This window comes from Azospirillum sp. A23 (assembly GCF_042938965.1).
Lineage (GTDB): Bacteria > Pseudomonadota > Alphaproteobacteria > Azospirillales > Azospirillaceae > Azospirillum > Azospirillum melinis.
In genome coordinates this window covers 1,172,160-1,198,987 of record NZ_CP170663.1, presented here as the reverse complement: position 1 = coordinate 1,198,987, position 26,828 = coordinate 1,172,160, and the positions used below count along the sequence as shown (strand labels likewise).

The window sequence follows — 26,828 nt, the reverse complement described above, 5'->3', positions numbered from 1 at the left end:
CGACAAGCTGCTGCCTGACGATCGGGTTCCGGCTTTCGTGGGAAAGTATTTGTTTTTATGTGCCGGCAAAGTGTGCAATTGATGCTCTTATTGTGTCAATAACAAACAAACATAATTTTTTCGATTATCAGAACTATGACAACAATTTGAAATTAAAAGGCTATTTGCATGCGAATGTACTGTTTAAAATCACACCAACGTGGGCAAATTCTTGAAATCAATGCCTGTGTATGATTATGAAATATCTCCACGCCCCGTGGACATCGAAGCAAAACATATGTCTATATAGTGGAGATTAGCGCACAACCCGGCCGATCAGGAGGCCGCGAGGGCCGGTGCTTCGGCGGCCCGCCTCCCATCATCCTTGTTTCCAAGGGGACTCCAGTATGCTGACCCTGCAGAAGACCGATCCCAACGGGCTGATCCCGACCCTGCGGCGCTGGCGCCGCAACATGTCGCTCTACAAGTCCGGAGCGCTGTTCAACCCGCTGTTCGACCTGCACACCGGCGGCGCCTCCCGTCCGGTGTTTCACGACATCGACCGGGAAATGCCCGCTCTGCGCCGGATCGATGCGGCCTACGACACCATCCGCGGCGAATTCGACCAGGTGCTGGCCGCCTACGAGCGGCTGCCCTCCTACCACAGCATCGACACCGACGTGATCCACTCGTCGGGCCGGCTGCAGCGCGACCGGCGGTGGAGCGTGTTCATGCTGACCTGTTTCGGCCGTGTGCCGCAGGCTGCCCGGACGCTGGCGCCGCGCACGCTGGAGCTGGTCCGGGATATTCCCGGCGTCTATCAGGCGATGTTCTCGATTCTGGAGCCGGGCAAGAGCGTGCGCGCCCATGAAGGGCCGTCGCGCATGTATCTGCGCTATCACCTGGCATTGCGCGTGCCGACGGTCCGGCCGCCGCACATCCGGGTGAAGGACCGGATCCATCAGTGGAAGGAGCGCGAAAGCGTGCTGTTCGACGATTCCTGGGATCACGAGGTGGTCAACGACAGCCCGGAACTGCGCGCGATCCTGATGATCGATGTCGCGCGCCCGATGCCGGCCCCCTTGCGGATGGTGGCCAAGGGCATGGCGACGATGGCCTCGCTGCATTATGCGCCCCGCATCGTCCGCACCATGGATGCGCTGGTGCCGCCGCCGGGCCGCTGAACGGGGCGCGGCCGCCACGGACGGGCGTGCGCCCGGATTTCGACCCTCATCCGAAAAAATGAGAATCCTTCGCATTTCATCCTGAGGCTGGAGGCCCGCCCGTTCGTCTGAAGGGGAAGGGCGAGGATGTCCCGTGCGGAGAGGATCGAGATGAGTGGTGGCAAGTCGCGCACGCGGCTGTGGTTCCTGTGGCATTCCTGGCTGGCGATGCCGATCTGGGCCTTCCTGTTTTTCATCTGCGTCACCGGCACCATCGCCGTGGTCAGCACCGAGATCACGTGGCTGGTCGATCCGTCGATGCGGGCGTCGGGCGAGGGGCAGCCGCTGCCGCCGAGCGCGCTGATCGCCGCGGCCGAAGCGGCGGCGCCCGGCGGGCGGGTCGAGTCGCTGAACTGGGGCGGATCCCACATGGCGGTGGGCGCCGAGATGGCGCTGCCCGACGGCACCTTCACCACCGCCTGGGTCAACCCGGTGACCGGCACGGTGCAGGGCCTGTCCCCCGGCAATTCGTTCCGCCAGTTCATCCGGGCGCTGCACGGCTGGCTGATGACCTTCCCGACCGGCTGGTATCTGGTGACGGCGCTGGCCATCCCGCTGGCCGGCTCGCTCGTCACCGGGCTCGTGGTCTACAAGCGATTCTGGAAATCCTTATACCAGCCGCGCATCCGCTGGAAGCAGGCGCCCCGCGTGATGTGGGGCGACCTGCACCGCGTCGCCGGCACCTGGTCGATCTGGTTCATCGCCGTGATCGCCGTCACCAGCCTGTGGTTCCTGATCTACATCGCCCTGTTCCATCTCGGCATCGGGCTGGGCGGCGGCAAGGCGCCGGTGATGGTGGCCCGCGACCAGATTCCACTGTCGGCGGTCAGGCCGAAGATCGATGCCGACGCCGTGGTGGCCGCGGCCATGACCGCCCTGCCCGACATGCGGCTGCGCTACCTGCGGCTGCCCGGCACCGCCTACGACACGGCGTCGGTGATCGGCTCCAGCGGGCAGGTGCCGCTGCTGCCGGACATCGTCCGCGTCAACCCCTACACCGCCGAGGTGATCGCCGTGGAGGGCGGGCTGGAGGGCGCGTCGGGCGTCGAGCTGACCCGCACCATCATGCGGGCGCTCCACACCGGCGATTTCGGCGGCCTGCCGGTCAAGCTGATCTGGTTCGCCTTCGGCTCGCTGATGAGCCTGCTGGTGTTCAGCGGCATGCTGATCTGGACCAAGCGGACGGCGCGCGCCACGGTCGAGGCGGTGCGCGGGCTGAGGACGGCGAGGGCATCCTCCAATGCGTAAATTTTCAATGCCTAAATTATGGCACCGCGGCAAATTCCATCTCAGCGCGCTGATGATGCTGGTGCCGCTTCCCTTCCTGCCGAACTATTTCAGCCCGAAGCCGATCTTCGCCCCGCCCGAGATCCGGCGGGACGTCAGCGCCGGCCCCTTCCCGATCACGCTCGTCACCTACGACGAGTCGCCGCATTGGGCCGGCAACGGCGAATGGATGAAGGAGTATCACGTCCATCTCCGCCCGGCCGACATCGACAAGGTGCGCGGCGTCTTCCTGCGCGTCGGCAAGCCGCGGAACCTGCGCGCCGCGGGCGCGCTCGGCTTCGGCAACCCGTACGAGCGCGAGGCCGAAGTGGCGGTGCCGGCCGAGCCGGCCGGGACCGAGGAGCTGTGGGTGACGGTCGAGGACTGGAGCGGACGGATCCATCAGACCTCGACGCCGCTGGCCGGTTTTCTGGGAGGAAAGCGATGACTGCCCGTATTCATGCCCTGGCGGTCGCCGCCGCCCTGTCGGCCCTGTGCGCCGCCACCGCCGCCCACGCCCATTACCCGGTCTGCGACTGCAGGATGGCGGACGGCCAGACGGTGGTCTGCACCGGCGGCTTCTCCGACGGCTCGAAGGCGCCCGGCGTGGTGCTGGACGTGATCACCTATGACGAGCAGGTGCTGGTCAAGGGCAGGCTGGGGGCGGATTCCACCCTGTCCTTCCCGCGCCCGGCCCAGGATTTCTACGTGCTGTTCGATGCCGGCCCTGGCCACACGGTCGAGATCGAGCACAGCGCCATCAAATAGGGTTCTCCACCCCATGCATCGCCAGATCGTCCGCCGCGCCGGCGCCGAGCGCGAGACCTTGTGGGTCCTGCTCGCCGCCGGCATAATCCTCGCCACCGCCACGGCGGCGGTCGGGCTGCGGCCGGCACCGGAAGCGGAGGCCCCCCTGGCCGCCCACCGGATCGACTCCCGCACCGCCCTGACCGCCGCCGAACAGGGGCTGCACGCCGACCTCAAAATGGCGGCCTACGAGATCGCCGCCGAGATCGCCGCCCTGCGCAAGGCCGACGGCACGTCCAACGGCCGGGCGCCCTCCCCGGCCGAGCTGGCGGCCCAGGCTTTGCCGCCCTTCGCCGCCGACGCCAGCGCCGCGGCACGCGGCGGCCATGCCTGGACCCTGGCGGAAGCCGGCGGGACGGTCGCCTATGCCGGCCTGTCCGCCGATCCCGGAATAGCGGGGTCGCTGGTCCTGCTGCTGGACGGGCACGACGATGACCATGGCGACGGCCACGGAATCTGGCTGAAGCGCGCCGCAGAAGCACCGCCCGCCCGCCTCGACGAGGCGTCGCTGGCCGCCGCCGGCTGGAAGCGGATCACCTCCACCTTCACCGCCGGCGTGACCCGATGAGTGTGCCCTTATGAGCCTTTCCCTGAGCCGCCGCCGCTTCCTCGCCGCCACCCTGGCGGCCGGCGTTCTTCCCGCCGGCGCCAGCGCTGCCGCCGAGCGCAAGCGCTTCGGCATCACCCTGCACCCCTATTATTCCTACGTCGCCAACATCGTCGGCGACAGGGCCGAGGTGGTGCCGATCATCCCCGCCGGCTTCAACCCGCATGCCTACGAGCCGCGGCCGGAGGACATCCAGCGCATCGGCAGCCTCGACGCCATCGTGCTGAACGGCATCGGCCACGACGATTTCGCCGGACGGATGATCGCCGCCTCGTCCAAGCCCGGCCTGCCGGTGGTCGAGGCCAACGCCGACGTGCCGCTGCTGCCCGCTGCCGGGTCAATGGCGCAGTCGGCGGCGCAGTCGGCGGCGCGGGGCGCGGCCAAGGTCGTCAACCCGCACAGCTTCCTGTCGATCACCGGCTCGGTGCTTCAGGTCGCCACCATCGCCCGCGAACTGGGACGGCTCGACCCGGCCAACGCCGAGGCCTACACCGCCAACGCCCGGACCTACTCCCGCAAACTGCGCCAGCTGCGCGCCGACGCGCTGGGCAAGCTGGCCAGCGCCGGCGACACCCGCCTGCGGGTCGCCACCATCCACGGCGCCTACGACTATCTGCTGCGCGAGTTCGGGCTGGAGGTCTCCGCCGTCGTCGAGCCGGCCCACGGCATCGAGCCCAGCCCGGCCCAGCTTGCCGAGACCATCGCGACGATGCGCAGGCTCGACGTGCAGGTGATCTTCTCGGAGCTGAACTTCCCCAGCGCCTATGTCGAGACGATCCGCCGCGAGACCGGCATCCGGCTCTACAGCTTCTCCCACATCTCGCATGGCGACTACACCGCCGACCGGTTCGAGCGCGAGATGACCCGCAACATGGACACGCTGGTCCAGGCGATGCTGGAGACCAAGCCGTGAGCGGCAGGAGAGCGAACGGCCCCGCCATCCTGTTCGACCGGGTCGACCTGACGCTCGGCCGCACCGCCATCCTCGAACAGGTCTCGCTCGCCGTGGCTCCCGGCGCCGTCCATGCGGTGGTCGGCCCCAACGGCGGCGGCAAGTCGTCGCTGATCCGCGCCCTGCTGGGACAGGCGCCGCACCGCGGCACTATCCGGCTCGACTGGCCAGGGGATGGCGGAAGGGATGGTCCCGGCACCATCGCCTACGTCCCGCAGGCAGTCGAGTTCGACCGCGGCCTGCCGCTGACGGTGGAGGATTTCCTGGCCGTGCTGTGCCAGCGCCGCCCCGCCTTCCTCGGACCGGACCGCCGGCTCGGCTACGGCGAGGCGCTGGCCCGCGTCGGCATGGCCGGCAAGGGCCGCCGCCGCTTCGGCGCCCTGTCGGGCGGCGAGCGCCAGCGCGTGCTGCTCGCCCAGGCGCTGATCCCGGCACCCGACCTGATCGTCCTCGACGAGCCGATGACCGCGCTCGACGAGGCCGGCGTCGCCATCTTCGAAACCCTGCTGGCCGAACTGACCGCCGCCGGCACCACCATCCTGTGGGTCGAGCACGACCTCGCCCAGGTGCGGCGGCTGGCGACTCGGGTGTCGGGGCTGAACCGGCGCGTGCTGTTCGACGGCCCGCCGCCGGAGATGCTCTCGCCCGACCGGGTGCTCGGCCTGTTCTCCGCCGTCCCCCGCACCATGGCCGGGACACCGGCGTCATGAGCTTCGAAACACTCCGCGCCCTGATCCAGGGCTGGGCCGCGGCCGGGTTGCTCCCCGCCGGACTGACCCACGGTTTTCTGGTCAACGCGCTGCTCTCCGGTCTGGTCATCGGCCCGGTGCTGGGCGGGCTCGGCACGCTGGTGGTGACCAAGCGGCTGGCCTTCTTCTCCGAGGCGGTCGGCCATGCCGCGCTGACCGGGGTCGCCATCGGCATTCTGGTGGGGGAGCCCTACACCGGCCCCTATGCCAGCCTGTTCGGCTACTGCCTGCTGTTCGCCCTGCTGGTCAACTACACGCGCAACCGCAGCAACCTGACGTCGGACACGCTGATCGGCGTCTTCCTGTCGGTGTCGCTGGCGCTCGGCGCCAGCCTGCTGCTGGTCCTGGCGAGCCGGGTCAACATCCACATTCTGGAAAACGTGCTGTTCGGCTCGGTGCTGACGGTGGACGACCGCGACCTGACGGTGCTGCTGGCGGTGGCGTTGGGCGTCACCCTGCCGATGCTGGCGCTGTTCAACCGTCTGCTGCTGGCCAGCTTCAACCCGGCGCTGGCGCGGGTGCGCGGCGTGCCGGTGAAGGGGCTCGACTATCTGTTCATCGTGCTGGTGACGGTGGTCACCGTCGCTTCGGTCAAGATCATCGGCGCCATCCTGGTCGGCGCCCTGCTGGTGATCCCGGCCGCCGCCGCACGGGTCGTCGCCACGTCGCTGCGCGGCTTCTTCCTGCTGTCGGTCGCCTTCGCCAGCATCGCGGCGGTGGCCGGCATCCTGCTGCCGGTGCAGTTCGCCCTGCCGGTGCCGTCGGGCGGCGCCATCATCCTGGCGGCCGGGCTGCTGTTCCTCGGCGCGCTTCTGGCGCGTCTGGTCATGAGAGGGGACGAGGGATGAAACGTGTCACGCTCGCGGCGCTCCTGCTGCTGGCGACGGCCCCGGTCGCGCAGACCGCCGGCGCCGAAACCGTGCTGGCCGGGCATCCGGTCACCGCCGGGCTGGCCCAAGCGCTGACCCGCGGCACGGCGGTGGAGGTCGAGGCGGCGGTGCCGCCCGCCATCCCGATGGGCCGCCAGCAGTCCTTCCTCAGCGGGCGCGGCGAGGCCAGGTTCGCCGAGGCGGCTCGCAAGGCCGACGCGGTGCTGACCCTGCGCTCGGTCTGGGCGGAAGACCCGCTTTATCCGCTGGCGCGGCGCGCCAACATCCGGCTGGTCGAGATCGACGCCGCCCGGCCGCTGGACGGCGCCCTGCCCGGCATCGCGCTGCGCGACGGCGCCGCCTTCCCCTGGCTGGGCGTCGCCAACGCCGGGCGGATGGCCGACATCCTGGCCGCCGACCTGCGGCGGCTCTACCCGGCCTCGGCCGTCGCCATCGACGCCAACCTCGCCACGGTGAAGCGCAGCCTGCTGGCGCTGTCCTCGCGGACGGCGCAGAGCTTCGCCGCGCTGCCCGACCCGTCGGTGGCGGCGCTGTCCGACCGTTTCGCCATGCTCGCCGCCGATTTCGGCCTCGACCTGCGCAAGGTCTGGACCCGCGACGACCGCGACTGGACGCCGGAGCGTCTGGCCGAACTGACCGCCTTCCTCCGGGCCGAGCGCATCCCGGCGGTACTCCACCACCGCCGGCCCGCCCCTGAGATCGCCCAGGCCGTCGCCGACGGCGGCGCCCGCCTGATCGTGCTGGACAGCCTGGAAAGCGGCCCCCCCGCCGCCATCGACACCGCCCTGGCGAAGATCGCCGAACAGCTGGAGGCGGGGCTGCGCTGAGCCCCGCCCCTCCCTGCCTTCTCCCCCCGCCCTACTCGCTCGACAGCGCCGCCACCGGGTCGAGGCGGGCGGCGCGGCGGGCGGGGATCAGGCCGAAGACCAGCCCGGTCACCACGGCGGAGGTCACCGCCCCGGCGATGGCGGTCGCCGTGAACAGCACCGGCATCACGAACAGCCCGACCAGCGCCCCGCTCGCCAGCCCGAGCGCCACCCCGACCAGACCGCCCAGCCCGGCGACCAGCGCCGCCTCCATCAGGAACTGCCGCTCGATGTCGGCGGCCCGCGCCCCGGCGGCCATGCGGATGCCGATCTCGCGGGTCCGCTCGGTCACGCTGACCAGCATGATGTTCATCACCCCGATGCCGCCGACCAGCAGGGTCACCACCGCGGCGCTGCCGAGCAGCAGCGTCATGGTGTCCTGCGTCTCGGTCGCCGTCCTGATGCGGGCGGTCACGTCGCGGATCTGGAAGTCCTCCTGACCATGGCGTTTGGTCATCAGGGCCTTGACGGCGTCGCGGGTCTCGGCGATGCGCCCGACATTGTGGACCGACACCAGGATCAGCTGGAGGTCGGGCTTGCCGACCAGCCGCTGCACCCCGGTGGACAGTGGCACGAACACCCAGTCGTCGGTGTCCTGGCTGCCGGTGAGATCGCCCTTCTGTCCCATCACGCCGGTGACCTGGAAGGGGATGTTGTTGACCTGCACATGGCGGCCGAGCGGCGACTCCCCGTTCGGGAACAGCCGTTTCGCGACATTGTGGCCGAGCACGGCGACCGCCGCCCCGGCCCGCTCGTCGGCTGTGGTGAAGAAGGAGCCGAGCGCCACCGGCCAGCGGTGGGTCAGCGGCAGCGAGGCCGAGGTCGCCAGCCCGCTGGTGCGGTGGTCGATGTTGCCGTACCGCACCATCACAGGCATGTCGAGATAGGGCATGACGCTCTCGACGTTGGGAAGCCGCAGGATGGCCTCGCCGTCCGCCTCGGTCAGCGGCGTGGTCGGCAGGCGGGGATCGCCGCTGCCGGCCAGCACATAGACCAGGTTAACCCCCAGCGCACCGACCCGCGCCATCACCGCCCGCTTGGCGCCCTCGCCGATGGCGAGCAGCGCGATCACCGACGCCACGCCGATGACGATGCCGAGCAGGGTGAGCGCCGTCCGGAAACCGTTCGCCCCCAACGAGCGCACCGCCGCCGTGAACGCCTCCCCGGCGCTGGTGCAGACGGACGCGGCGGTATGACGCTCCGCCGGAGCCGGAGCGGAAACAGGGGCGGCGGGTCTGGACCGCCGGCCGCCATCGGTGCCGGTATCGGCGACGGTATCGGCGACGATCCGCCCGTCCCGCATCTCCACCACCCGGTCGGCGGCTTCGGCCACCTTGCGGTCATGGGTGATCAGGACGATGGTGCGGCCCTCGGCGGCCAGTTCGCGCAGCAGGGCCACCACCTCGGCGCCGCTGGCGCTGTCGAGCGCGCCGGTCGGCTCGTCGGCCAGGATCACCGGCGCGCCGTTCATCAGCGCCCGTGCGATCGACACGCGCTGCTGCTGGCCGCCCGACAGCTGGTTGGGCCGGTGGTGGCGGCGCTCCCCCAGCCCGAGCCGGCCGAGCAGCGCCGCGGCGCGGCTTTCCCGCACAGCGGCGGGCAGGCCGGCATAGCGGCCCGGCATCTCGACATTCTCCAGCGCCGAGGTGCCGGGGATCAGGTGATAGTGCTGGAAGACGAAGCCGAAACCGTCGCGCCGCAGCGCCGCGCGCTCGTCGCCCTCCAGCTCCGACACGTCGCGCCCGTTGACCCGATAGCTGCCGGAGGTCGGGCGGTCGAGCCCGCCGAGGATGTTCATCAGCGTCGATTTGCCCGAGCCGGAGCTGCCGACGATGGCGACGAACTCCCCCGCCTCGACGGTCAGCGAGACGCCGCGCAGCACCTCCACCGCGACGCCGCCGCCGGTGGCGTAGGTCTTGCGGATGTCCTCCAGGACGAGGAGGGGGGCGCTCACAGCCGGAACCCGATGCGGGGCGGCCGGCCGTCGTCGGTCCGCCAGCCCACGACGATCCGCTCGCCCTCGGCCAGCCCTTGCAGGATCTGGGCGTTGAAGCGGTCGCGCACGCCGATGCGCACCTCGCGCGTCACGACGGCGCCGCCCTCCCCGATCATCGCGACGCTGTGCCGCCCCGACGCCTCGTCCGTCGCGGTGAGCGCCGCGACCGGGACGGTCAGCGCGTCCTTCGCCTCGGCGGCGACGAAGAAGACCTGGGCGGTCATTTCCGGGCGCAGCTCGCCGCGCTCGTTGGCGACCTCGAACAGGGCGGTGTAGAGCACCACGGTGCTGGCCCCCGTCCCGCCGCCCGACGAGGCCGCGCCGTTGGCGGACCCGCCGGTCACCGGCTTCGGCGGCGCCGGCAGGATCTGCTGCAGCCGCGCCGTCCAGCGCCGGCCGGGATGGCCGAGCGTGGTGAAGTAGAGCGGCATGCCGTCGGTCAGGCGGGTGACGTCGGCCTCCGACACCTGGGTCCAGACGGTCATGGCCGACAGGTCGGCGATCCGCATCAGGACCGGCGCCTCGTAGGTCGAGTTGATGGTCTGGCCCTGGCGGGCGTCCACCGCGATCAGCGTGCCGCTCATCGGCGCGTAGATGCGGGTGTAGCCGAGCTGCGCCTCGTCGGCCTGGAGGGTCGAGTCCGTCTGGCGGATCTGGGCGAGCGTGGCGTCGACCTGGGCGGCGGCGGTGCGCGCCTCCATCCGCGCCTGATCGTAGGACTCGCCGCGCCCGGCCTCCACCCGGCGCAGCGCGGTCTGGCGGGCAAGCTGGGCCTGGGCGAAGTCGGCGCGCGCCCGCAGCTCGTCCAGCAGGGCGGTCAGGCGGGCGCGCTCGGCGCGGCCGGCCTCGACCTTGGCCTGTTGCAGGGCGGGGTCGATCTCGGCCAGCAGGTCGCCCTCGCGCACCATCTGCCCGACCTTGACATGCAGCCGCATCAGCTGCCCCGACACCTGGGCGCCGACATCGACATAGGCGCGCGGCTGGATCTTGCCGAGTGCGGTCACCGTGTCCTCGACCGTGCCGCGCCCGATCGCCGCCAGTTCGGCGGACGCCGCCGGGTCGCCGGGTCGCAGCAGGGCGGCGGTGGCGAAGCCGGCGACGACCACCCCGACGGCGAGAACGGCCCTGTACCGGCGGCGGGCGGGCGGGGGTGATCTGGTCATGGCGGCGGTCGCTGTCCCTGGTGGAGATGAAATGCGCGAATGCGTATCGTTCTCAACCATAGACGTTTGCCGGCCCCTCGATCCTCACCCCTGAAGCGACGCCATCCACCGGACGGAAACGGGCGCACAGAGCGCCTCCACGTCATGACGACCGCCGCCGGTCACCCCCTCACCCCCGTTTCGCAAAGTTTTTTCCAAAGGACGATGTATTGATTGCGAATGATTCTCATTCATGGTTAGGACTGGATTTCCGATGGATCGCTGGAACGGGTGTCGCCGAGGTCATGGCTGAAAGAGACCGGTCTTCCCTGTTGGGTCTGCTGATCGTCCATTACGAGGAGATGACCGGCCATCTGGCCCGGCGCCTCGGATCGCTCTGCCTTGCCGAAGACGTCGTGCAGGACACCTACCTGCGCCTGCGCAGCCTGACCGCCCTGCCGGAGATCGACAACCCGCGCTCCTACCTGTTCCGCATGGCCGACAACATCGCGCTCGACCGGCTGCGGGCGGAGACCCGGCGCGGACGCCGCTTCGCCCCGGCCGAGCTGGGGATGGAGCGCCCGCTGGAGGAGCCCGACGCGGAAACCGCCCTGGAGCACAAGCAGCGGCTGGAACGGCTGAGCCACGCGCTGGCCGAACTGCCGCCGCGCTGCCGGGAAGTGTTTCTGCTTCACAAATTCGACGGATTGAGCCATGCCGACATCGCCGCGCGCCTGGGCATTTCGCGCAGCATGGTGGAGAAGCATGTGATGAAGGCCTTGGCCCATTGCCGCGACCGGCTGGCTCTGTGAGCGGTCGCGACGGCAGACCGCCGGAGCCGTCCGGCGACCCGCGCGAGGCGGCGCTGGCATGGTTCGTCCGGCTGGAGTCCGGCGACGCGGACACCGCCGACCGGGCGGCCTTCGCCGACTGGCTGGCACGGGATCCCGCCCATCGGCAGGAGTTCGACCGGCTGTCCGGCGTCTGGGACGATCTTGATCGCCTGCCAGACCCGCGCATGCCGACACCGCGCTTGCCGGACCCGCGTCGCGCCGTCCGCCCGCAGCCGACCCGGCGCCGGCTGCTGGCGTTCGGCGTGGGCGGTGCCGCGGCCTGCGCCGCCGGGCTCGGGGGCACGGTGGCCCTGACCGGCTGGCCGGGCGAGATCCGCACCGGCACCGGCGAGCGCCGCTCGCTGGCGCTTGCCGACGGCTCGTCGGTCGAGCTCGACGCCGGCAGCGCGCTCGCCGTGGAGTTTTCCGCCGCGGAGCGCCGGGTCCGCCTGATCGACGGCCGGGCGCGCTTCGCCGCCGCGCCCGATCCGGGCGCCCCTTCGCGGTGGCCTGCGCCGACGGCAGCGTCACCATGGTGGACGCCACCGTCACCGTGCACCGCCGGCCGGACGATGTGGTGGTCGCGGTCGAAAAGGGCACGGCCACGCTGGCGGCGGGGAACCGGCCGCCGGTCCATCTCGCCGCCGGCCATTGCCGCAGCTACGGCCCCGACGGGCCCGGCCCCCTGCTGCGCGACGGGCTGGCGGCGGAGACCGCGTGGCGGCAGGGGCGCCTAGTCTTCCAGGCCCAGCCGCTCGATGCGGTGGTCGCCGACCTCAACCGCTACCATCCCGCCCGCATCCTGCTGTGGGACCGTCCGCTCGCCGCTCTGCGGGTCGATGGCAGCGTCGACATCGCCCGCCCGGACGCAGCGCTTAACGCCATCATCCGCACCCTGCCCGTGCGCACGATGCGGCCTTTTCCCGGATTGGTCATCATCCGTTCCGTCTAGCCGGATCCGGAGAGTTTTTTTGCGAAGGGGGGTGAGGGACCGCCCTTCGGCCAGCGTCCTGACTCACCGAATGGCAAATGCAACTCATTCGCATTTTTTGGGGGTCGTAGCGATGGTTGGTACTGGGGGGCGCCCGACAGGACGGGCGGTCGGCGGACGGGTGGACGGGGGACGGGCGGTCATGGAACGGGCAGCCGGCCGGATCGGTTGGAAGCCGGTCATGATGGGGATGCTGCTGGCATCGACCGCGCTGCATGGCGCACAGGCGGCGTCCACCGCCGCGGCCGTTCCGCAGGTGGCGCAGCAGACCGGCACCCGCGCCTTCGCCATCGCCGGCGGTCCCCTGCCGGGCGTGCTCGCCGCCTACGGTCAGGCCGCCGGGCTTCAGGTCCTCTACCCGACCGACATCGCGCAGGGCCTCTCCTCCCCCGGCGTGACCGGAACCATGGCCCCGCGCGAGGCGCTGGTGCGTCTGCTGGCGGGGACCGGACTGACCGCGCGCTTCGTCGATGCCGACACGGTGACGCTGGAAAAGCCGGTCAGCGGCGGCGACGGCGCGACGATGCTCGATACGATGACGGTGCAGGGCGTCGCCTCCAGCGACCGCGGCCGCAGCGAGGGCAGCGGCTCCTACGCCGCCGCCGGTCCGTCGACCAGCGCCACCAAGCTCGACCTGACCCTGCGCGAGACGCCGCAGTCGGTCAGCGTCATGACCCGCCAGCGCATGGACGACCAGGGGCTGAACGAGATCGGCGACGTTCTCAACCAGACCGTCGGCGTGTCGCGGCAGCAGTCCGCGGCACTCGGCAGCGACGGCTCGGAGATCTATGCCCGCGGCTTCGCCGTCAGCAACTATCAGGTCGACGGCATCCCGCGTTCGACGGTGTACGGCTTCGGCGACAGCATCTCCGACATGGCGCTGTTCGACCGTGTCGAGGTGGTGCGCGGGGCGGCCGGCCTGCTGAACGGCGTCGGCGATCCTTCCGCGGCGGTCAATCTGGTCCGCAAGCGTCCGACCCCCACCGTCCAGGGCTATGTCCAGGGACAGGGCGGTTCCTGGAACCGCTACCGCGGCGAAGCGGACCTGTCCGGCCCGCTGGTCGAGAACGGCCGCCTGCGCGGCCGCGTCGTCGGCGCCTATCAGGACGGCGACAGCTTCATCGACCGGCTGCACGAACGCAAGAAGGTGCTCTACGGCGTTCTGGAGGCCGACGTCAGCGACGACACGCTGTGGACCGTCGGGGTGGAATACCAGAAGCACAGGTCGGACAACGCCTCGCGTGCCGGTTTCCCGCTGTTCTTTGCCGACGGCGGTAGGACGGATTTTTCGCGCTCCTTCAACAGCGGCGCCGACTGGGCCTATTTCACGCACGACAACCTGACCGTCTTCAGCGACGTGAAGCACCGTTTCGCCAATGGCTGGACGGCGACGCTGAATGTCGAGCACAGCACGCGCGAATATGACGGCCTGCTCGGCTACGGCGTGCGCGGCACGCTCGGCCGCGACGGCACCGGCATGGGGATCTGGCCCGGCCGCTGGAATTCGACCCTGCAACAGACCTCCATCAACGCCGACGTCACCGGCCCCTTCGAGCTGTTCGGGCGGACCCACGATCTGATGGCCGGCGTCGGCGGCTATTACGCCAAGCGCAGCGGGCTCGATTATCCGCTCTGGTTCATCGACGGCTACGACACCTCGATTTCCAACTATTTCACCTGGAACGGCCGCAGCGCCCAGCCGACGCTGAACCCGACAGGCTGGTCGCAGACCAACGAGCGGCAGATGGCGGCCTATCTCGCCACGCGGCTGCGGCCGACCGACGCCCTGTCCGTCATCCTCGGCAGCCGCATCAGCCGCTGGGAGCAGAGCGAGGAGAGCCACCCGAACGCCGCCGCCGGCACCGCGGAAAAGCGGTCGGAAAACGGCGTCCTCACCCCCTATGCCGGCGTCGTCTTCGACGTGACCGACATCTGGTCGGTCTATGGCAGCTACACCAGCATCTTCAAGCCGCAGGACTACAAGGACATCGCCGGCAAGAGCCTCGATCCCATCGACGGCGACGCCTATGAGGCCGGCGTCAAGGCCGAATTCTTCGGCGGCCGCCTGAACGCCAGCGCCGCCGTGTTCCTGATCCAGCAGGACAATCTGGCCGTCGCCGACAGCGGCCGCTTCACCCCCGACGGCGGGCAGGCCTACAAGGCGGCCAAGGGTGCGAAGAGCAAGGGGTTCGAGTTGGAGCTGACCGGCGAGGTGCTGCCCGGCTGGCAGGTCGGCGGTGGCTTCGCCCACACCACCGTGAAGGACGCCAGCGGCCAGCGCCTGACGACCTATGTGCCGCGCGACACGCTGAAGATGTTCACCACCTACCGGCTGCCGGGCTCCTGGGACCGCCTGACCGTCGGCGGCAATGTCAAATGGCAGGGCGACATCTACAACGGCACCGGCAGCCGGCGGACCGAGCAGGGCAGCTACGCGGTGGTGGATCTGATGACCCGCTACCAGATCACCGAGAAGGTTTCGGCCACGCTGAACGTCAACAACCTGTTCGACAAGAAATACATGACCAGCGTCCAGACCTACGGCTATTACGGCGAGCCGCGCAACGCGATGCTGTCCCTGCGGGCGACCTGGTAAGCGTCGGGCGGAACCGGAACTCTCCGCATGGCTTCGCCGCTTCGCCGAAGCCCGATCATGACTCCGCCGGCCGGCCGAGCAGCTCCGTCAGTTTCAGGAACTGGCCGGCCAGCGGACTTGTCCTGCGCCAGACCATGCCGATGGTCCGGGAGGGCTGGGGATCCTTGAAGCGGACGACGGAGACCGCGCCCGAACCGGTCTCCACGGCCACGGCCATCTCCGGGATCAGCGTCACCCCCATACCGGCCCTGACCATCTGGACCAGTGTGGAGAAGGAGTTGGCCTCCAGCGCCTTGCGTGGCGTGGAGGACGGCATGTTGCAGAAGGACAGGGCCTGATTGCGGAAGCAGTGCCCTTCCTCAAGCAGCAGAAGCCGCATTTCCCGCAGCATTTCCCCGGTGGGCACCGGTTTTCCCGCATCGTCGGCCGGACGGACCAGCAGGAAATCCTCGGTGAACAGCGCCACCTCGGTCAGTGACGGCTCGAACACCGGCAGGGCGACGATCGCGGTATCGAGCCGCCCCTCCGCAAGTTCTTCGATCAGTTTCGAGGTCGTCGCCTCGCGCACCTCGATCTCGACATGCGGGTGCTCCCGCGTGATCGCCCCGATCACGGCCGGCAGCAGATAAGGGGCGATGGTGGGGATCATGCCGATGCGCAGCCGGCCGCTGATCCGGTTGCGCGAAAGCAGGGCAAGCTCCCCCAGTTGATCGACCGACCGCAGGATGTCGCGGACGCGCAGGGATGCCTCCTGCCCGAAGGCGGTCAACCGGATGCTCCTGCCGCCCCGCTCGACCAGTGCCGCCCCCAGTGCCTCCTCCAGTTCCTTGATCTGCATCGACAGGGCGGGCTGCGAAACGGCGCAGGCCGCCGCCGCGCGTCCGAAATGGGCGTGCTGCGCCAGCGCGTCGAAATAGCGAAGCTGCCGGAGGGTGACCGAGCCGGGAATCATAAGCTTGCCTTATCGCAGCAATCACCAAAGACCATTTTACCTGATCGTGCGTTAACCATACAGTTTTATCCACAGAGCATTCAGTGCCGCCACGCGAATCCCTAAGCGAAGCAGGAGGAACCGATGGACGCGAAGACCGACGAGAGCGCGGGCAAGTGCCCGTTCAGCGGGGGAGGCGGGGGAAGCGGACGAAAAGCCGGGGGAGGCCGGGGCCACAGAAACCGCGACTGGTGGCCCAATGCGCTCGATATCGAGATGCTTCACCGGAATTCGGCCCTGTCCGATCCGATGGGCAAGGATTTCGATTACGCCAGGGAATTTCAGTCCCTCGACCTCGACGCGGTCATCAAGGATTTGCATGCCGTGATGACGGACTCGCAGGACTGGTGGCCTGCCGACTTCGGTCATTATGGCGGCCTGATGATCCGCATGGCCTGGCACAGCGCCGGCACCTACCGCATCACCGACGGCCGCGGCGGCGCCGGCACCGGCCAGCAACGGTTCGCACCGCTCAATTCCTGGCCGGACAACGCCAACCTCGACAAGGCGCGCCGCCTCCTGTGGCCGGTCAAGCAGAAATACGGCCGCAAGCTTTCCTGGGCCGACCTGATGGTTCTGGCCGGCAACGTCGCCCTGGAATCGATGGGCTTCAAGACCTTCGGCTTTGCCGGCGGCCGCGTGGACGCCTGGGAGCCGGAGGAGCTTTTCTGGGGGCCGGAGGGCAGCTGGCTCGGCGACGAGCGCTACAGCGGCGAACGCCAGCTCGCCGATCCGCTGGGCGCGGTGCAGATGGGTCTCATTTACGTCAATCCGGAGGGGCCGAACGGCAATCCCGACCCGGCGGCGGCGGCCCACGACATCCGCGAGACCTTCCGCCGCATGGCCATGAACGACGAGGAGACCGTGGCGCTGATCGCCGGCGGCCACACCTTCGGCAAGACGCATGGCGCGGGCGATCCATCCTTCCTCGGCCCCGAACCCGAAGCCGGGGCGCTGGAGGATCAGGGTGTGGGCTGGAAGAGCAAGCACGGCACCGGGTTCGGCGCCGACGCCATCACCGGCGGCCCGGAAGTGATCTGGTCCCAGACCCCGACGCGGTGGAGCAACCACTTCTTCGACAACCTGTTCAAATTCGAATGGGAGCTGACCAAGAGCCCGGCCGGTGCGTGGCAATGGCAGGCGAAGGACGCCGAGCCGTCGATCCCCGGCCCCGCCGCCGGCTCCGCGAAGCGCCTGCCCACCATGCTGACGACCGACCTGTCGCTGCGCTTCGACCCGGCCTATGAGAAGATCTCGCGGCGCTTCCACGAGAATCCGGACCAGTTCGCCGACGCCTTCGCCCGCGCGTGGTTCAAGCTGACCCACCGCGACATGGGGCCGGTCGTCCGCTATCTCGGCCCGCTCGTCCCGAAGGAGACGCTGATCTGGCAGGACCCGGTCCCGCCGCTCGATCATCCCCTGGTGGAGGATGCCGACGTCGCCGCTCTCAAGACCCGGATTCTCTCGTCCGGCCTCTCTGTCCCGCAGCTGGTTTCGGTCGCCTGGGCGTCGGCGTCCACCTTCCGTGGCTCCGACAAGCGCGGCGGCGCCAACGGCGCGCGCATCCGCCTCGCCCCGCAGAAGGATTGGGAGGTCAACGAGCCGGCACAGTTGCAGACCGTGCTGCAAACACTGGAAGCCATTCAGAAGGACTTCAACGCGGCGGCCGGCGGCGGCAGGAAAATCTCGCTTGCCGACCTGATCGTGCTAGCCGGCGGTACGGCCATCGAAAAGGCGGCCCAGGATGCCGGCCTGACCCTGCAGGTGCCGTTCTCGCCCGGCCGCATGGACGCATCGCAGGAACAGACCGACGTCGAGTCCTTCGCCCCACTCGAACCGCGCGCCGACGGCTTCCGCAACTATGTCAACGGCGGCAGGCAGCAGTTCATGATCCCGGAAGAGGCGCTGGTGGACCGGGCGGCATTGCTGCGGCTGACCGGCCCGGAGATGACGGTTCTCGTCGGGGGTCTGCGCGTTCTCGGCGCCAATGCCGGCGGCGCCAGACATGGCGTTTTCACCGGCCGGCCGGGGACGCTGACCAACGACTTCTTCGTCAACCTGCTCGACATGGGCACGGAGTGGCAGCCGCCGAATGCGGACGGCATCTACGAAGGGCGGGACCGCAGGACGGGACAGCCGAAATGGACGGCGACCCGCGTCGACCTGATCTTCGGGGCGCATTCGCAGCTCCGCGCGGTCGCGGAGGTCTATGGCTGCCGTGACGCGCACGAGAAGTTCGCGAAGGACTTCGTCGCCGCCTGGACCAAGATCATGAACGCGGACCGCTTCGATCTGGCCAGACCGTCCCACTGACTCGGACGGACTTCACCGGGAGGCGCCCGGCCCCTGAAAGCGGGGCGCCTCCACAGGTCAACTCCGCAGGTCAACTTCATGGGCGGACCGATGAGGGAAATGGGAGGCTCGATCATGAGCGACCGCCAGACACAGACCGACCGCGAGTGGCTGATCTTCATCGAGAGGGACATCGATGCTCTCGACCGGCAGATCTACCACGCGCGATGGACGATCACCCAGTCGAAGACGGCCCTCGAACGGCTGTGCGCCGCCCGCGACTCCCTGTTCGCCCAGGCGCAGGAGATCCTGGACCGCCTCGACGGCAAGCCATCTCCATAGAGTGTGATCGTTTCAAGCGGAATCGCTTGAAGCGTGGATCACACGGAAAACCAAAAGCTCAGAATCTGTCTGGTGCTTCAATAAGCACCAGACAGACTCTGAGCGGCAGCGGCACTCCGCCACCGGCCCCGTGACAACGCCCGGTCCGGGCAGGCGGGACGGTTTCCGATAATAAGAATGGTTCGCATTCTAAGCTCGGTGCGGCTATACCGGTGTGACCGGCGTTCCGGGCGATGGCCCCAGCACTGCCGGCTCCCCTGCACCCGGCAACCCGCGCATCCGTGACCGACACTTTCCGCCCTCCCCTCCCCGCCGACCTCCAGCCCCGGCGCGCCCGATGACGGGCACCGTCGGCACATGGGCGCGCAAGATCGCGGAGCTGTTCGATGCACATCGGCTGCGGGTGGAGCGTGCCATCGCGCGGCGGACCGGCGATCCGCAGACGGCGGGCGATCTGGCGCAGGACGCCTTCCTGCGGCTGGCCCGCCTGCCCGACGGCGAGGCGGTCCAGAATCCGGCGGGCCTGCTCTATGTGGTGGCCGACCGCATCGCGCTGGACCATTGCCGGGCCGCCCGGCGCCAGCGCCTGCGCGAGGCCGGCCCGCCCGACGATGATCTGCCGGCCACAGGCCCCGCCGCCGACGCGGTGGTCGAGCGGACCCAGACCATGGCCCGGCTGCGCGGCGCCATCGATGCCCTGCCCCCCAAAACCCGCGAGGTGTTCCTGCTCTACCATGTCGAAGGGCTGCCCTACCGCGCCATTGGCGAGCGGCTGGGCATCTCGCCGCGCACCGTGGAGTACCATCTGCGCACGGCGCTGGAACAATGCCGCGCCCACATGAGGCGGCGCCCGCTGCGCTGACCGGCGGGGTTCGCGTCCCGACCGGTCATTTTCTTTGAGGGATCGGCCTCCGCGGGTCGTCTTCCACTACACGAGGCAAACAGGAGCTTGCGGCAAGACGTGACGGATCATCGGGACGACCAGCGCAGGGGGCCGGCAGAAAACGAAACGGCGGACACCGGATCCGATGGCACCGGATCCGATGGGGACCGGCTGTTTTCCGAAGCCAACGCGTGGTTCTTCCGCCTGCAATCCGACGATCACACCCCGGCGGAGCGTGCCGCCTTCGCCGAATGGCTGGCCCGCAGCCCGGCCCATGCCGATGCCTGGACCGGCCTGCAAACCCTGCTGCACGACCTGAAGGAGCCGGCCCGTGCTGCCTATGCCGGGTCCCACAGCGCGCCGTCCCGCCGCCCGGCGGCGGCCGGTGTCCGGCGCTTCGCCGCGGCGATGGCGGTCCTGCTGGCGGTCGGCGGGCTCGGCGTCTGGCGTGGGCCGACGCTCTACCAGAATGCCGTCGCCGATCAGGTGACCCCGGCCGGACAGCGCCGGACCTTGACCTTGCCGGACGGCTCGACGGCCGACATGAACGGCGGCACCGCACTCGCGCTCGATTTCCGGGACGGCGAGAGGCGCGTCCGCATCCTGCGCGGGGAGGCGTGGTTCCACGTCACCCGCGCCCCCGACCATCCCTTCGTCGTCGATGGCGGGGCCGGCGCCGCCCGCGTGCTGGGCACCCAGTTCAGCGTCCGGCGCGAGGACGGGCGCACGACCGTCACCGTCGGCGAAGGGCTGGTCGAGGTCTCCGCCCATCCCGGCACCGACAGCCACGCCCCCTGGCCCGACAGCGTCCGCCTGCATCCCGGCGAAAGCGCGGAGGCCGGTCCGCTCGGCCTGAGCGGGCCGCGGGCGGCCGATCCCGCCGTCGCCTTCGCATGGCGCCAGGGGCAGATCGTCTTCCGCCAGCAGTCGCTGGCCTCCGTCATCGCCGCGCTGAACGGGCAATGGCCGGGCCGAGTGGTGCTGCTGAACGACGAGGCGGCGGAGCGCGTGGTCTCCGGCGTCTTCGCACTCGACCGGCCCGATGCCGTGTTCGATGCGCTGGAACGCGGCCTCGGCGTGCACGCCACCCGCATCACCCCCTACCTGACCCTGCTCCGCTAAAAAATTCGGCAGGCCTGAAAAAAAATCGGGAAGCCTAAAAAACCTCCCAGGGATCTCCGCCGTCCCATCGTCATGTCCGGGAAAGAAGAGAATGAGACGCAGTCGCAGAATGCGGCGCGGTCTCTCACCGGATATCAGAGGCGAGCGATGGCATTGGCGAAGTTTGGGGCGAAGTTTGGCGTGAAGGGTGGATGTCGGGGCAGCGTCCGCAGCGGTTTGTTCGACCGCCTGTTCCTTGGGCAGCTGCTGGCGACGACGGTGCTGATCGCACCGGGGCTCCTGCTGCCCGGCGTTCCCGCGGCAATGGCGCAGACAAACCCGGCAAGCGCCGTCAGCTTCGCCATCGCGCCGCAGTCGGTCGACGGGGCGCTCGCCGCCTTCTCCGCCGCCACCCGCATCCAGGTGCTGACCCCCGGCGCCGTGACCCAGGGCGTCGCCTCCCCCGGCGTCAGCGGGGCGATGACCGCGCGCGAGGGGCTGAACCGCCTGCTGTCCGGCACCGGGCTGGTCGCCCGCTTCCTCAACACCGAAACCGTCACGGTCGAACGCGTGGCGGCCGGCGGCGCCGTCCAGCTCGATCCGGTGCAGATCGAAGGCAACCGGACCGCAACCGGTCCCGGCGCCCTGCCCCCGGCCTTTGCCGGCGGACAAGTGGCGCGCGGCGGGCGCATCGGCGCGCTCGGCAACCAGGACGCGATGGACGTTCCGTTCTCCGTCACCGGCTACACCGCCGAGACCATCCGCAACCAGCAGGCGGAGACGATCGCCGACGTGCTGGCCAACGACCCGGCGGTGCGCAGCAGCCTCGGCTACGGCAATTTCGCGGAGAGCTTCGTCATCCGCGGCTTCCAGCTGGCGGGCGAGGATTTGTCGGTCGACGGCCTCTACGGCACGGCGCCGCGCCAGATCGTCGCCACCAACATGTTCGAACGGGTGGAGGTCCTGAAGGGCGCCAACGCCTTCCTGAACGGGGCGGCCCCCAGCGGCTCCGGCATCGGCGGCGGCGTGAACCTCGTGCCCAAGCGGGCGGAGGACGAACCGCTGACCCGCCTGACCGCCAGCTATGCGATGGACAGCCGGCTCGGCCTGTCCGCCGATGTCGGCCGCCGCTTCGGCGACGCCAACCAGTTCGGCGTGCGCGTCAACGCCGCGGTCCGCGGCGGCGACACCGCCGTCGACGACGAGAAGCGGACGCTGAAGCTCGGCTCCCTGGCGCTGGACTACCGCGGCGAGCGCGCACGCGTGACGCTCGACGTCGGCACCCAGACCCAGCGGGTGGAGCAGGGCCGCCCGGTGGTCTATTTCGGCAGCTTCGTGCCGCCCGTGCCGTCGGCCTCGCAGAACTACGCGCAGCCCTGGACCTATTCGCAGATGCGCGACACCTTCGGACAGGTCCGCGCCGAATACGACATCCTGCCCAACCTGACCGCCTATGGCGCCTTCGGCCTGCGCAGCATGCGCGAGGACGGCGACTACGGCTCCCCCACCGTCACCCGTCCCGACGGCACCGGCACGGTCAGGCGCCTGACCGTCCCGCGCGAGGATTTCACCAGCACCGGCCAGGCCGGCGTCCGGGCCGACCTGCACACCGGCCCGGTCCGGCACCAGCTGAATGCCGGCGCCTCCGCCCTGCGAACCACCAACAACAACGGCTTCGAATTCGGCACCACCACCGCCATCAACCTCTACCGCATGGTCGGGATGCCGCGTTCGGCGACGACCTCGGCCAGCGGCATGACGGGCGACCTGCCGAAGGTCAGCGAGTCGGTGCTGCGCAGCCTCTACGCCTCGGACACGCTGTCGATCCTGGACGACCGGGTGATGCTCACCGCCGGCCTGCGCCAGCAGAACATCCAGGTCCGCGGCTACAACCGGGCCAACGGCGCCCGCACCTCCGATTACGACCAGTCGGCGCTGACGCCGGTGGTCGGGCTGGTGGTGAAGCCGCTGAAGGAATTGTCGCTCTACGCCAACCGGATCGAAGGGCTGGCGCAGGGTCCGACCGCCCCGTCCACCGCGGCCAATGCCGGAGAGATCTTCGAGCCCTACCGCTCCGTCCAGTACGAGGTCGGCGGCAAGCTCGATTTCGGCAGCTTCGGCGGCTCGCTGTCGCTGTTCCAGACCACCCAGCCCAGCGGCGTCACCGACGCCTTCACCCGCCTCTACAGCGTGTCCGGCGAACAGCGCAACCGCGGCATCGAGCTGATGCTGTATGGCGAGCCGGTGCAGGGCCTGCGCCTGCTGGGCGGCGCCACCTTCATCGATCCGGAACTGACGGACACCGGCAACGCCGCGACCGAGGGCAAGGACGCCGTCGGCGTGCCGCGCCACCAGTTCAACGCCAACGTCGAATGGGACCTGCCCTTCCTTCCCGCCTCCTTCCCCACCGTGACGCTGACCGGCCGCGTGATCCACACCGGGTCACAGTATCTCAACACCGCCAACACGCTGAAGATCCCGAGCTGGACCCGCTTCGACGTCGGCGCGCGGATGATCGCCGACGTCCAGAACCGTCCGGTCACCATCCGCGCGGCGGTGGAGAACGTGACCGACAAGGCCTACTGGGCGTCGGCCTATGGCGGCTACCTGAGCCAGGGCGCCCCGCTGACGGCCAAGCTGTCCGTCTCGGTCGATTTCTAAAGGCGGTTTTCTGGCCGGTGGCCTCCTGACGGCGGCATGAGGAGCTTGCGATGACCAACCGAACCATCCGGGTCTGGACGCTGATCCACAAATGGACCAGCCTGATCTGCACGGTCTTCATGCTGCTGCTGTGCCTGACCGGCCTGCCGCTGATCTTCCATGACGAGATCGAGGCGCTGACGGCGGAACACACCCTGCCGCCGATGCCGGCCGAAACGCCGCTGAAGTCGCTGGACGAGGCGGTGGCCACGGCACTGGCCACATACCCCGGCGAGCGCCCGCTGTTCCTCAGCTTCGACGAGGACCGGCCGGTGGTGAACGTCACCACCGGTCCGGGGGCCCGCCCGCCGGTGGCGCAGATGCACATCTCCGCCATCGACCTGCGCAGCACGCGCATCCTGGCCGACCTGAACGACGACAAGGGCTTCATGCATGTGATGCTGCGCCTGCATGTGGACATGTTCGCCGGCCTGCCCGGCGAGCTGTTCCTCGGCTTCATGGGCTTCCTGCTGTTCGTCGCCACCCTGTCGGGCGTGGTGATCTACGCTCCCTTCATGCGCAAGCTGTCCTTCGGCACCGTGCGGGCCGGGCGCAGCAGGCGGCTGAAATGGCTCGACCTGCACAACATGCTGGGCATCGTCACGCTGATGTGGGTGGTCGTGGTCGGGCTGACCGGCGTCATCAACACCCTGTCGGTGCCGCTGGTCGCCTACTGGCGTTCCAACGAGCTGGCGGCGATGATCGCCCCCTACGCGGGCAAACCGGTCCCGGAGCGTTTCGCCTCCGTCGATGCCGCCGTCCGCACCGCGATGGAGGCGGCCCCCGGCATGCGCCCGCAATTCATCGCCTTCCCCGGCGTGCGCTTTTCCAGCAACCACCATTACGCGGTCTGGCTGAAGGGAGCCACGCCGGCCACCAACCGCATCCTGACCCCCGCCCTGATCGATGCCGAGACCGGGGCCTTCACCGACATGCGCTCCATGCCCTGGTACATGCTGGCGCTGCGGCTGTCGCAGCCGCTGCATTTCGGCGATTACGGCGGGCTGCCGATGAAGATCCTGTGGGCGGTGCTGGATGTGCTGACCATCGTCATCCTCGGCAGCGGCCTCTATCTCTGGTTCGCCCGCCGCCGCACCGCGCAGGACCACGCCGCCGCTCCCGCCCTGCGCAGCGCCGTCGGGGAGGCCGGGGAATGAAGCCGCGCGCGCCCCTCCCCCTGCTGGCGATCTTCGGCATTCCAGCCGCGATCGCACTCGTGACCGCCGCCGGGCTGGTCACCGCCTTGCTGGACGACGGGCTGGTGGACGCCCTGTCCTGGGCGGCGCTGTCGGTGCCCGTGCTGGCCGCCACTCGGTCCTGGCGGAACCGCGAGCGCTGACGGCTCCTCCCGAATTCGGCAGCAAGCGGGGGCCCTGGTTTCCCAGGCCCCCGCATCCCCGTTACGCCGGCACCGGCTGTTCGGCCGGAACGAACGGCTCCAGCCCCGCCCGCCGCTCCACATCCGCCAGCAGGGCGGCGAGGCGGTCGGCTTCGGCCTGGACCGCCGCCGCGTCGTACCAGCCGGGCAGGTTGTCCAAGTCGGTGCGCGCCGTCGGGGCCTGCCCGGTCACCTGCACGAGGTTGGTTTCCTCGTTCGGGTCCCGGTTCAGGTCGTACATCTCCCATTCCAGCAGAAGCGGGTTCGCCGGGTCGAAATAGCGGGCCAACTTGGCGCTGCCGGTGCGCACGCAGCGGATGTGGTTGGGCTGGCGCACCGGGCCGGGGGACAGCTCCGGCACCGGCTTGACCTTGAAGTCGCCGCTGCGCACCGCCTCGACGGTCCGGCAATACACCTCGTAGGCGCCATAATAGTCGGGCTCGGCGATCCGGCCGCCCTCGGACGGCTGGGTCACCTCGTCGTCGGTCATGAACAGCACGCCTTCGCGCGGCTGGCCGTTGGGGTAGGTCACCGGCGTGCCGGGGGCCTTCAGCACCGGGGTCAGGTCGACGCCCGGCAACGGCGCCATGGTGTGGCGCTTGGCCAGCTCGTCCGCCGCCTTGTCCAGGGCCCTCCGGCCGACGCCGGTCAGGCCCAGCACGGTGGGCACGAGGTCGGCATGGCTGGTCACGGCCTCCACATGCCTCAGCGAGGTCCCGTCGCCGCCCATCGAGGCCGGGAACCGCACCACCATCGGCACATGCACGGCCTCCTCATAGGCGACGTGCCACTTCTCCAGCATCATGTTGTGGGCGGCACCCAGCTCGCCATGGTCGGCCACGAAGATCACGATGGTGTTGTCGGCCTGGCCCGAATCCTCCAGGGCCTGGAGCACGCGGTTGATCTGCGGATCGACCTGGGAATGCAGCCAGGCATAGAATTGCAGCAGCTGGATGCTGTACCCCTCCGGATCCTCGGAGAGCTGGAACGGGATGGTGAATTTCAGCGCCATCGCCACCGCGGCCTCCCAGTCGGCGGACCCGGCCGCGTCCCCGGCGGCGCTGACGGCGCCATGGCTCGCCTTGGCCGACAAAGCGAGACCGATCTTGTAGGCGGCGTCGAACTGACAGGACGGCTTGGTCGACAAATCCTCGTTCCAGGTCGGAATCCGACCAGCGCAATCCTGCGGGAAGCCCTGCGGGTTGAGCGGCATCGCCATGGTGCCCTCGGTCGGCGGGTACGACGACTGCCCCTGGAGGGGCACATCGAGCGGGCCGAACACCGGCTGGGTCTTCGCCGTGCTTCCATCGGTCGGCGGCAGGGCCTGCGAAATCACCGTGGGGTATGTCGCGATGTCGTGGGGGTTGGTGAAGGACACCACCGCGAACCACGGGCGCTCTGCCGCATCGGTGGCGGGGGTGTTGGAACCGGGCCGCGCCTCGTCCGCCGAAACCCCGTAATTGTAGGGCAGCGCCAGCCCGCGGCGGCGCAGGAACAGGCAGGCGTTGTCGGCGAAACCGGCATCGCGGTAGAGGCCCAGGTTGTTGATCGCCGCCCCATGGGGCTCGGGATAGGACAGCTCCCAGTCGGAGAAGCCGTAGCGCTGGAGCGAATGGCCGGCCGGGTTGCTGACATGCCATTTGCCGAAATAATGCGAGGAATAGCCGATGGCCTGCATCCAATGGCCCATGGTGGGATGGCCGTCGGCCTCCAGCCACGGGAAGCGCGCCGCGTTGCCGTCCTTGAACATGCCGTCGGTCTGGGTCACACCGGTGCGGTTGCCGTACTGGCCGGTGAACATCACCGCACGGCTGGGGGTGCAGGCGCTGGACGCGATGGTGTGGTTGTGCAGCGCCACCGCGTTCCTGCGCAGCCGGGTCAGGCCGGGAAAGAAGCGCGCATAGTCGTTCTCGCCCACATCCGCCTCGCCCCGGAAGCCCAGGATCCGCTTCAGCGGTTCCGCCAGCCCGCCCTTGGGGCCATAGGAGAAGCGCGGGTAGCGGTATTGATCGACGGAGATCAGCAGGATGTTGGGCTGCGCGCCGTTGCGCTGCGGCCGGTTGGCGGTCTCGGTCATGGCAGTATTATCCTTTGCGATCCATATCGGGGAAAAGCAACGTCAATGGGCAATCGGTCTTCGGAAAAGGAATGAATTTCCGTTGAGGAAGCTGGAGTGACTCCAGTCTTCTCCGTTTACCCCTTAAGGGTAGTTTGATAATATTCAGAGCGTCAAACGGTATCTGC

General features: G+C 69.3%; 23 protein-coding genes and 1 pseudogene. 20 read left to right on the top strand and 4 right to left on the bottom strand.

Annotated features, from left to right (window positions below):
• Positions 1–386 precede the first annotated feature (386 nt).
• The 9 genes from ABNQ40_RS05245 to ABNQ40_RS05205 all read left to right on the top strand — a co-directional run bounded on the left by ABNQ40_RS05245 (position 387) and on the right by ABNQ40_RS05205 (position 7,300).
• Positions 387–1,163 (top strand): aspartyl/asparaginyl beta-hydroxylase domain-containing protein, encoded by a 777-nt coding sequence (locus ABNQ40_RS05245; RefSeq protein WP_109047458.1) that lies wholly within the window; start codon positions 387–389, stop codon positions 1,161–1,163.
• A 150-nt stretch (positions 1,164–1,313) separates the two neighbouring features.
• Positions 1,314–2,450, top strand: coding sequence for a PepSY domain-containing protein (locus tag ABNQ40_RS05240; RefSeq protein WP_109490657.1), 1,137 nt, complete (start codon positions 1,314–1,316; stop codon positions 2,448–2,450).
• A gap of 7 nt (positions 2,451–2,457) precedes the next feature.
• Entirely contained in the window at positions 2,458–2,916 is a 459-nt protein-coding gene (locus tag ABNQ40_RS05235) for a hypothetical protein (protein WP_109047457.1), read from the top strand.
• Positions 2,913–3,236: a hypothetical protein gene (locus ABNQ40_RS05230; RefSeq protein WP_109047456.1), complete on the top strand. Its 324-nt coding sequence runs from the start codon at positions 2,913–2,915 to the stop codon at positions 3,234–3,236. Before ABNQ40_RS05235 ends, ABNQ40_RS05230 begins: the two co-directional genes overlap by 4 nt.
• Before the next feature lie 13 nt (positions 3,237–3,249).
• A complete protein-coding gene (locus tag ABNQ40_RS05225) occupies positions 3,250–3,843 on the top strand; it encodes a DUF6162 family protein (RefSeq protein ID WP_109047455.1) in 594 nt (197 codons plus the stop codon).
• A 10-nt stretch (positions 3,844–3,853) separates the two neighbouring features.
• A complete protein-coding gene (locus tag ABNQ40_RS05220) occupies positions 3,854–4,795 on the top strand; it encodes a metal ABC transporter solute-binding protein, Zn/Mn family (protein ID WP_109047454.1) in 942 nt (313 codons plus the stop codon).
• Entirely contained in the window at positions 4,792–5,544 is a 753-nt protein-coding gene (locus ABNQ40_RS05215; RefSeq protein WP_109047453.1) for a metal ABC transporter ATP-binding protein, read from the top strand. The genes ABNQ40_RS05220 and ABNQ40_RS05215 overlap by 4 nt, the downstream gene beginning before the upstream one ends.
• Positions 5,541–6,431, top strand: a complete 891-nt coding sequence (locus ABNQ40_RS05210) for a metal ABC transporter permease (protein WP_109047452.1) — start codon at positions 5,541–5,543, stop codon at positions 6,429–6,431. The genes ABNQ40_RS05215 and ABNQ40_RS05210 overlap by 4 nt, the downstream gene beginning before the upstream one ends.
• A complete protein-coding gene (locus ABNQ40_RS05205) occupies positions 6,428–7,300 on the top strand; it encodes a metal ABC transporter solute-binding protein, Zn/Mn family (RefSeq protein WP_109047451.1) in 873 nt (290 codons plus the stop codon). Before ABNQ40_RS05210 ends, ABNQ40_RS05205 begins: the two co-directional genes overlap by 4 nt.
• 31 nt (positions 7,301–7,331) lie before the next feature.
• Here the strand turns inward: ABNQ40_RS05205 and ABNQ40_RS05200 are convergent, their stop codons facing one another.
• Together ABNQ40_RS05200 and ABNQ40_RS05195 are read right to left on the bottom strand one after the other, a co-directional pair.
• Entirely contained in the window at positions 7,332–9,293 is a 1,962-nt protein-coding gene (locus ABNQ40_RS05200; protein ID WP_109047450.1) for a MacB family efflux pump subunit, read from the bottom strand.
• The gene (locus ABNQ40_RS05195) at positions 9,290–10,498 is read right to left on the bottom strand and encodes an efflux RND transporter periplasmic adaptor subunit (protein ID WP_109047449.1); all 1,209 of its coding nucleotides are present in this window, start codon (positions 10,496–10,498) and stop codon (positions 9,290–9,292) included. Before ABNQ40_RS05195 ends, ABNQ40_RS05200 begins: the two co-directional genes overlap by 4 nt.
• A gap of 284 nt (positions 10,499–10,782) precedes the next feature.
• Here ABNQ40_RS05195 and ABNQ40_RS05190 point away from each other — a divergent pair, with 284 nt between their 5' ends.
• The 4 genes and pseudogenes from ABNQ40_RS05190 to ABNQ40_RS05175 all read left to right on the top strand — a co-directional run bounded on the left by ABNQ40_RS05190 (position 10,783) and on the right by ABNQ40_RS05175 (position 14,897).
• The gene (locus ABNQ40_RS05190; RefSeq protein WP_109047448.1) at positions 10,783–11,289 is read left to right on the top strand and encodes a sigma-70 family RNA polymerase sigma factor; all 507 of its coding nucleotides are present in this window, start codon (positions 10,783–10,785) and stop codon (positions 11,287–11,289) included.
• Positions 11,286–11,750: pseudogene (locus ABNQ40_RS05185) on the top strand (DUF4880 domain-containing protein); the annotation flags it as partial. The gene ABNQ40_RS05190 and the pseudogene ABNQ40_RS05185, both read left to right, overlap by 4 nt.
• A 65-nt stretch (positions 11,751–11,815) precedes the next feature.
• On the top strand, positions 11,816–12,262 hold the full coding sequence (locus tag ABNQ40_RS05180; protein WP_391345729.1) for a FecR family protein: 447 nt from the start codon (positions 11,816–11,818) through the stop codon (positions 12,260–12,262).
• Between the two features lie 181 nt (positions 12,263–12,443).
• Positions 12,444–14,897 carry a TonB-dependent siderophore receptor gene (locus ABNQ40_RS05175; RefSeq protein ID WP_247879487.1) on the top strand — a complete coding sequence of 818 codons (2,454 nt, stop codon included), beginning with the start codon at positions 12,444–12,446 and terminating at the stop codon, positions 14,895–14,897.
• A gap of 55 nt (positions 14,898–14,952) precedes the next feature.
• Here the strand turns inward: ABNQ40_RS05175 and ABNQ40_RS05170 are convergent, their stop codons facing one another.
• A complete protein-coding gene (locus tag ABNQ40_RS05170; RefSeq protein WP_109047446.1) occupies positions 14,953–15,849 on the bottom strand; it encodes a hydrogen peroxide-inducible genes activator in 897 nt (298 codons plus the stop codon).
• A 123-nt stretch (positions 15,850–15,972) separates the two neighbouring features.
• Here ABNQ40_RS05170 and katG point away from each other — a divergent pair, with 123 nt between their 5' ends.
• The 7 genes from katG (at position 15,973) to ABNQ40_RS05135 (ending at position 24,545) form a co-directional block, all read left to right on the top strand.
• Positions 15,973–18,201 (top strand): catalase/peroxidase HPI, encoded by a 2,229-nt coding sequence (gene katG / locus ABNQ40_RS05165; protein WP_109047445.1) that lies wholly within the window; start codon positions 15,973–15,975, stop codon positions 18,199–18,201.
• A gap of 114 nt (positions 18,202–18,315) precedes the next feature.
• Positions 18,316–18,522, top strand: a complete 207-nt coding sequence (locus ABNQ40_RS05160; RefSeq protein ID WP_109490655.1) for a hypothetical protein — start codon at positions 18,316–18,318, stop codon at positions 18,520–18,522.
• 337 nt (positions 18,523–18,859) lie between these two features.
• Positions 18,860–19,384, top strand: a complete 525-nt coding sequence (locus ABNQ40_RS05155) for an RNA polymerase sigma factor (RefSeq protein WP_109047443.1) — start codon at positions 18,860–18,862, stop codon at positions 19,382–19,384.
• Positions 19,385–19,483: 99 nt separating this feature from the next.
• Entirely contained in the window at positions 19,484–20,527 is a 1,044-nt protein-coding gene (locus ABNQ40_RS05150) for a FecR family protein (protein WP_109490654.1), read from the top strand.
• Between the two features lie 180 nt (positions 20,528–20,707).
• A complete protein-coding gene (locus tag ABNQ40_RS05145; protein ID WP_391345674.1) occupies positions 20,708–23,167 on the top strand; it encodes a TonB-dependent siderophore receptor in 2,460 nt (819 codons plus the stop codon).
• A gap of 50 nt (positions 23,168–23,217) precedes the next feature.
• A complete protein-coding gene (locus ABNQ40_RS05140; RefSeq protein ID WP_391345672.1) occupies positions 23,218–24,363 on the top strand; it encodes a PepSY-associated TM helix domain-containing protein in 1,146 nt (381 codons plus the stop codon).
• Positions 24,360–24,545: a hypothetical protein gene (locus tag ABNQ40_RS05135; protein ID WP_391345671.1), complete on the top strand. Its 186-nt coding sequence runs from the start codon at positions 24,360–24,362 to the stop codon at positions 24,543–24,545. Before ABNQ40_RS05140 ends, ABNQ40_RS05135 begins: the two co-directional genes overlap by 4 nt.
• Before the next feature lie 61 nt (positions 24,546–24,606).
• On the opposite strand, the gene ABNQ40_RS05130 is transcribed toward ABNQ40_RS05135, so the two are convergent.
• Positions 24,607–26,661 (bottom strand): sulfatase-like hydrolase/transferase, encoded by a 2,055-nt coding sequence (locus tag ABNQ40_RS05130; protein ID WP_391345670.1) that lies wholly within the window; start codon positions 26,659–26,661, stop codon positions 24,607–24,609.
• Positions 26,662–26,828 lie beyond the last annotated feature (167 nt).

Excerpts from the sequence above, each read along its gene's own strand:
- ABNQ40_RS05245 (WP_109047458.1), top strand. The coding sequence starts at position 387 with ATGCTGACCCTGCAGAAGACCGATCCCAACGGGCTGATCCCGACCCTG.
- ABNQ40_RS05240 (WP_109490657.1), top strand. The coding sequence starts at position 1,314 with ATGAGTGGTGGCAAGTCGCGCACGCGGCTGTGGTTCCTGTGGCATTCC.
- ABNQ40_RS05235 (WP_109047457.1), top strand. The coding sequence starts at position 2,458 with ATGCCTAAATTATGGCACCGCGGCAAATTCCATCTCAGCGCGCTGATG.
- ABNQ40_RS05230 (WP_109047456.1), top strand. The coding sequence starts at position 2,913 with ATGACTGCCCGTATTCATGCCCTGGCGGTCGCCGCCGCCCTGTCGGCC.
- ABNQ40_RS05225 (WP_109047455.1), top strand. The coding sequence starts at position 3,250 with ATGCATCGCCAGATCGTCCGCCGCGCCGGCGCCGAGCGCGAGACCTTG.
- ABNQ40_RS05220 (WP_109047454.1), top strand. The coding sequence starts at position 3,854 with ATGAGCCTTTCCCTGAGCCGCCGCCGCTTCCTCGCCGCCACCCTGGCG.
- ABNQ40_RS05210 (WP_109047452.1), top strand. The coding sequence starts at position 5,541 with ATGAGCTTCGAAACACTCCGCGCCCTGATCCAGGGCTGGGCCGCGGCC.
- ABNQ40_RS05205 (WP_109047451.1), top strand. The coding sequence starts at position 6,428 with ATGAAACGTGTCACGCTCGCGGCGCTCCTGCTGCTGGCGACGGCCCCG.
- ABNQ40_RS05195 (WP_109047449.1), bottom strand. The coding sequence starts at position 10,498 with ATGACCAGATCACCCCCGCCCGCCCGCCGCCGGTACAGGGCCGTTCTC.
- ABNQ40_RS05190 (WP_109047448.1), top strand. The coding sequence starts at position 10,783 with ATGGCTGAAAGAGACCGGTCTTCCCTGTTGGGTCTGCTGATCGTCCAT.
- ABNQ40_RS05175 (WP_247879487.1), top strand. The coding sequence starts at position 12,444 with ATGGAACGGGCAGCCGGCCGGATCGGTTGGAAGCCGGTCATGATGGGG.
- ABNQ40_RS05170 (WP_109047446.1), bottom strand. The coding sequence starts at position 15,849 with ATGATTCCCGGCTCGGTCACCCTCCGGCAGCTTCGCTATTTCGACGCG.
- katG (WP_109047445.1), top strand. The coding sequence starts at position 15,973 with ATGGACGCGAAGACCGACGAGAGCGCGGGCAAGTGCCCGTTCAGCGGG.
- ABNQ40_RS05160 (WP_109490655.1), top strand. The coding sequence starts at position 18,316 with ATGAGCGACCGCCAGACACAGACCGACCGCGAGTGGCTGATCTTCATC.
- ABNQ40_RS05155 (WP_109047443.1), top strand. The coding sequence starts at position 18,860 with ATGACGGGCACCGTCGGCACATGGGCGCGCAAGATCGCGGAGCTGTTC.
- ABNQ40_RS05140 (WP_391345672.1), top strand. The coding sequence starts at position 23,218 with ATGACCAACCGAACCATCCGGGTCTGGACGCTGATCCACAAATGGACC.
- ABNQ40_RS05135 (WP_391345671.1), top strand. The coding sequence starts at position 24,360 with ATGAAGCCGCGCGCGCCCCTCCCCCTGCTGGCGATCTTCGGCATTCCA.
- ABNQ40_RS05130 (WP_391345670.1), bottom strand. The coding sequence starts at position 26,661 with ATGACCGAGACCGCCAACCGGCCGCAGCGCAACGGCGCGCAGCCCAAC.